Below are 4,391 nucleotides of genomic sequence, written 5' to 3' on the forward strand. Positions count from 1 at the left end.
CGGTCCGCTGGCAGGACGGCGCCGGCCCGAACGACGGCGCCCCGGCGGGTGCCGCGGCACCCGCGGCCGACGCCCCGGCGCCCCCGTCGGGCTTCGCCTCCCCCGCCGACGACGTCTGGCGTCAGGCCCGCGAGGCCACCGACGGCGACGAGTCGGAGACCGCCGGTGACGACCTGACGACCGCCGGACTGCCCAAGCGACGCCCGCGGGCGCGACTGCTCCCGGGCAGTGCGGCAGGATCGACCGTGCTCAGCCCCGCTCCGGCGGAGCCGAGGGACGCCGAGAGCGTCCGTGGCCGTCTCGCCAGCTACCAGCAGGGCGTGCGTCAGGGCCGGGAGAGCGCCTCCGGTGTCCGCCGCAACGCACTGGCCGGCACGACGGACACGGTCGACGGCGACTCCGAGCAGCACGACCCGCAGGACCAGCACGACCGGCAGGGCACCCGTGCCCCGCAGGACACCACCGCGACCGGCACCCCCGAGCCCGCCGCGGACCGACCGAACTCGTCCGACCCCGAGGAGAACCAGTGAGGGCACCGCAGGCACAGCCGAGCCAGAGCCGTTTCGGCTGGCTGGTCACCAACTTCGCGGAGCGCGTCCCGGGTGTCGCGCACGCCATCGTGGTGTCGACCGACGGGCTGCTGCTGACCGCATCCGACCGGCTGCCGCGCGACCGGGCCGACCAGCTCGCCGCCGTCGCATCCGGTCTGGTCAGCCTGACCCAGGGCGCCGCGCGCTGCTTCGACGCCGGTGGCGTCGTGCAGACCGTCGTCGAGATGGACCGCGGGATCGTGCTGCTCATGTCGATCAGCGACGGCTCCTGCCTGGCCGTGCTCGCCTCGCCGAGCTGCGACATCGGCCTCGTCGGCTACGAGATGACGCTGCTGGTCGACCGGGTCGGCCAGCTGCTCACCCCGGAGCTGCGCGCCGAGCTGCAGGGTTCGTTCGGGCCCTGAGGCCGCGACTCCGGACCCTCAGGACGCGTTACCGTCATGCACCCCATCCCAGGATCGACCAGAGCGGGTGAGATCCGATGACCCAGGACCCGGGCGGACACGGCCCCGAGCCGACGTTCGCCGACGTCATGAACGGGTTCAGCCTGGACTCCAAGCGCAAGCCGAAGAAGCGCCGATGGGGGCGCAACCGTCCGGAGGACGACGTCGAGCCGGAGGTCGCGGCCCCCGGGCGCCCGGTCCCATCGCCGAACCCGGCCGAGGTGACCGGCCCCCTCGGCGGATCGGCGGCCTACGGGCTGCCGCCCACCCCGGACGAGCTGGAGGCCCAGCGGACCGGTGACCGGCCGGACCGGCCGTCGCCGTACCCGGCACAGAACACGGGGCCCGGCCCCGCGCACGACCCAGTGGCAGCGCCGCCGCCGGTGCCCCCGTCCGCGGGTGGCGCCGCCTTCGTCCGGCCCTACGCCTGGACGCGGGGACGGACCAAGTCGGGCTACGAGCTGGCCGTCGAGACCCTGGTCTCGGTCAGCAACCGAGCCCGCAGCCAGCTGGAACGGCTGCCGATGGAGCACCGCTCCGTCGCCGACCTGCTGCTCGAGCAGACCCGCTCGGTGGCCGAGGTCGCGGCGCTGCTGTCGCTCCCCCTGGGCGTGGCCCGGGTGCTGCTCGGGGACATGGCCTCGAACGGCACGGTGACCGTTCACCAGACCGCGAGCACCCCCGGCAACGCGCCGGACCTCGCGCTGATGGAAAGGGTGTTGAGTGGACTCCGTCGGCTCTAGGCCACAGCCGCCCCAGCCCGCGGCCGGGATGGCCCGTGCCGCGACGATGTCGGCCAAGATCGTGGTGGCCGGTGGGTTCGGCGTCGGGAAGACCACCTTCGTCGGATCGGTCTCGGAGATCATGCCGCTGACCACCGAGGCGGTGATGACCGAGGCGAGCGCGTCGCACGACGACCTCTCCGCCACCCCCAACAAGCGGTCCACGACCGTCGCGATGGACTTCGGTCGCGTCTCGCTGGACACCGACCTGGTGCTCTACCTGTTCGGAACGCCGGGCCAGCAGCGGTTCTGGTTCATGTGGGACGACCTGGTCCGCGGCGCGATCGGCGCCGTCGTCCTCGTCGACACCCGGCGCCTGGCCGACTCCTTCGCCGCGATCGACTTCTTCGAGGACCGTGGCCTGCCCTACGTCGTCGGGGTCAACGCCTTCGACGGGCAGCTGCAGCACACCCTCGATGACGTGCGCGAGGCGATGTCGATCGACCCGGCCGTCCCGATGGTCGTGTGCGACGCCCGGCACCGGCAGTCGACCAAGGAGACCCTGATCGCGCTGGTGCAGCACGCGATGCACCAGCGGATGGCCGCCGGCGCGCGCTGACCCGTACCCGACCGACCCGGACACCGCGGCGGCGCCGGCACATCGTGTGCCGGCGCCGCCGCGGTACCGCGTCCGGGGCTAGTCGCGTCCGGCCGGCTGCTCCGATCCGGCGTCCACCGGGGCGATCGAGGTGATCCGGTGCAGCTGGATGCGGCGCAGCTCGCCGTCGAGCGCGTCACGGCCCTCCACGTACCCGCCGCCGACCGAGACCGGCGCGAGCACCCGGTCCCCGGCGACGCCGTGCGCGTCGACGTAGCCGATCCACACGGTCCGGCCCTCGCGCACCGCCTCCTGCAGCGAGGCCAGGTTCCCGGTCGCGCCGGTGAGTTCACGCCGCCCGGCGACACTGTCGCGTACCCCGGCCAGGCGGTCCCCCGCCCGCAGCCGCTCGACGAGTTCCTCGGCCCGGTCCGTCGGGGACCGGTCGACGACCCGGCCGGCGTCCCGGGTGCCGCGACGCAGCCGCGGCTCGGTGCGCCGCCCCTTCGGCCCGAGGTCGACGACGGCGCCGACCGCGTCCTCCGCGGCCGGGCTGAAGCCGGCCGCCCGCAGCCCGTCGAGCACCTCGGCCAGCGGCAGCGAGCTGACCACGACGGTCGGGGCGATCCGGCGCAGCCCCAGCTCCTCGGCCGCGGAGTGCGCGAGCACCTCGGACAGGAGCACCTCGTCGTCGGAGCGCAGGAAGCAGCTGACCGCGCCGCCGCGCAGCCTGCCGTGCCGGCGGGCGACGTCGTCCACGAGATAGGTCAGGGTCTGCGGGACCGGGGTGCGGGAACGGGCCTCGAGGATCTCGCGGACGTCGTCGGCGGTGCGGCCGGTGTCCAGCGCCCGGCGCAGGCTGCGCTCGGTGAAGCGGTACACCGTGGCGCCGCCCGCGGACTCGACCTCGGCCAGGATCGCGAGCTCGTGCGCGAGGTCCGCCGACAGCCGCCCGGGTGCGACGGCGGTCAGGTCGGCCTGGAGCAGGATCTCCTCCACCGGGGTGGGCAGCGCCGCGTGCAGCGTCGCGGCCAGCTCGGTGGGGTGCCGGGTGGGGTGCGCCGGGTCCGGGCGCAGGGCCGGGTCGAGCAGCACCCGCCCGGCCGTGGTGAGCGCGTCGAGGGCGACCACGCCGATCGCGGTGGCCTCGGCGACGGTCCAGCCGACCGTCTCGTCGCGCAGCCGTCCGCCGCGGCGCGGGGCGTGCCAGGCCAGCAGCCGCGCCAGGTCCTCCGGCGACCCCACCGAGGTGCCGGGCGAGAGGTCGGCGAGCGCGTCCAGGACCCGACGGCGGTCCCGGGCGGCCGGGGGACGGCGCGGCCCGTCGGACAGGGCGGTGATCGGCTTGCCGGTCTCGTCGCGGCGCCCCACCAGCCCGGGCAGGCGCGGCAGCTCCAGCCAGGCCTGGGCCAGCACCGCCCAGCGGGACTCCTCCGGGCCGGTCCCCCAGACGTCCCACGTGGTGGTCGGCAGCCACTCGGGTGCCACCGACTCGGTCGCTCCGACCAGGTCCGCGGCGTGCAGGATCTCCAGGACCAGCGCGGCGGTCGGCTCGTCGGTGTCGGCCGCCTTCGCCGCACGCTTGAGCTCGCGCACGCCGAACCCGCCCGAGCGCAGCACCGGCACCGACTCCCGCGCCAGCCACTCCAGCAGCAGGTCGGTGCGACGCAGGAACTCCAGCGCGGCCCCCGCGCCGGTGCCGTCGACCAGCGGGGTCTCCCGCACGCGCAGCGGGACGTCCGGCCGGGACAGGTCCAGCGACCCCATCGGACGGTCGCCGCGCAGGGCGAGCGCGACCTGGCGGGGCAGCTCGACGGTGTCGGCGTCGCGGCGCGTGAGCAGTCCCTTCTCGACGAGTGACCCGACCGGCCCGGTCGAGCCGTTCGCGTTGCGGGAGCGGCCGACCGGCGGGCCCTGGGCGAGCACCTCGAGGACCTTGCGCTCGTCGTCGCCCACCCCGGCGAGCAGCGTGTCGAGCTCGGGTCCCGCCGCCGCACCGGTGGCGGGGGCGCCGAGCCCGGCGGGCCACGGCCCGACGACGTCGGCGGCCGCAGGGACCAGCGACACCGCGTCGTCC

Annotated in this window: 4 protein-coding genes and 1 pseudogene; 4 read left to right on the top strand and 1 reads right to left on the bottom strand. The window is 75.7% G+C overall.

Features of this window, described 5'->3' with window-relative positions; translation table 11 throughout:
- The 4 genes and pseudogenes from GTW08_RS01270 to GTW08_RS01285 all read left to right on the top strand — a co-directional run.
- Positions 1–530: pseudogene (locus GTW08_RS01270) on the top strand (hypothetical protein); the annotation flags it as partial.
- Positions 527–955: a roadblock/LC7 domain-containing protein gene (locus GTW08_RS01275; protein WP_020623626.1), complete on the top strand. Its 429-nt coding sequence runs from the start codon at positions 527–529 to the stop codon at positions 953–955. The pseudogene GTW08_RS01270 and the gene GTW08_RS01275, both read left to right, overlap by 4 nt.
- A 77-nt stretch (positions 956–1,032) precedes the next feature.
- Entirely contained in the window at positions 1,033–1,737 is a 705-nt protein-coding gene (locus tag GTW08_RS01280) for a DUF742 domain-containing protein (protein WP_202416244.1), read from the top strand.
- 28 nt (positions 1,738–1,765) lie between these two features.
- On the top strand, positions 1,766–2,335 hold the full coding sequence (locus GTW08_RS01285; RefSeq protein ID WP_100878854.1) for a GTP-binding protein: 570 nt from the start codon (positions 1,766–1,768) through the stop codon (positions 2,333–2,335).
- Positions 2,336–2,413: 78 nt separating this feature from the next.
- Here GTW08_RS01285 and GTW08_RS01290 read toward each other — a convergent pair.
- Positions 2,414–4,391: helicase-associated domain-containing protein (locus GTW08_RS01290; RefSeq protein WP_161151273.1), on the bottom strand; the 1,978-nt coding region annotated here is incomplete at its 5' end.

The sequence above is a fragment of the Pseudonocardia sp. SID8383 genome (assembly GCF_009864975.1).
Lineage (GTDB): Bacteria > Actinomycetota > Actinomycetes > Mycobacteriales > Pseudonocardiaceae > Pseudonocardia > Pseudonocardia alni.

Excerpts from the sequence above, each read along its gene's own strand:
- GTW08_RS01280 (WP_202416244.1), top strand. The coding sequence starts at position 1,033 with ATGACCCAGGACCCGGGCGGACACGGCCCCGAGCCGACGTTCGCCGAC.
- GTW08_RS01285 (WP_100878854.1), top strand. The coding sequence starts at position 1,766 with ATGGCCCGTGCCGCGACGATGTCGGCCAAGATCGTGGTGGCCGGTGGG.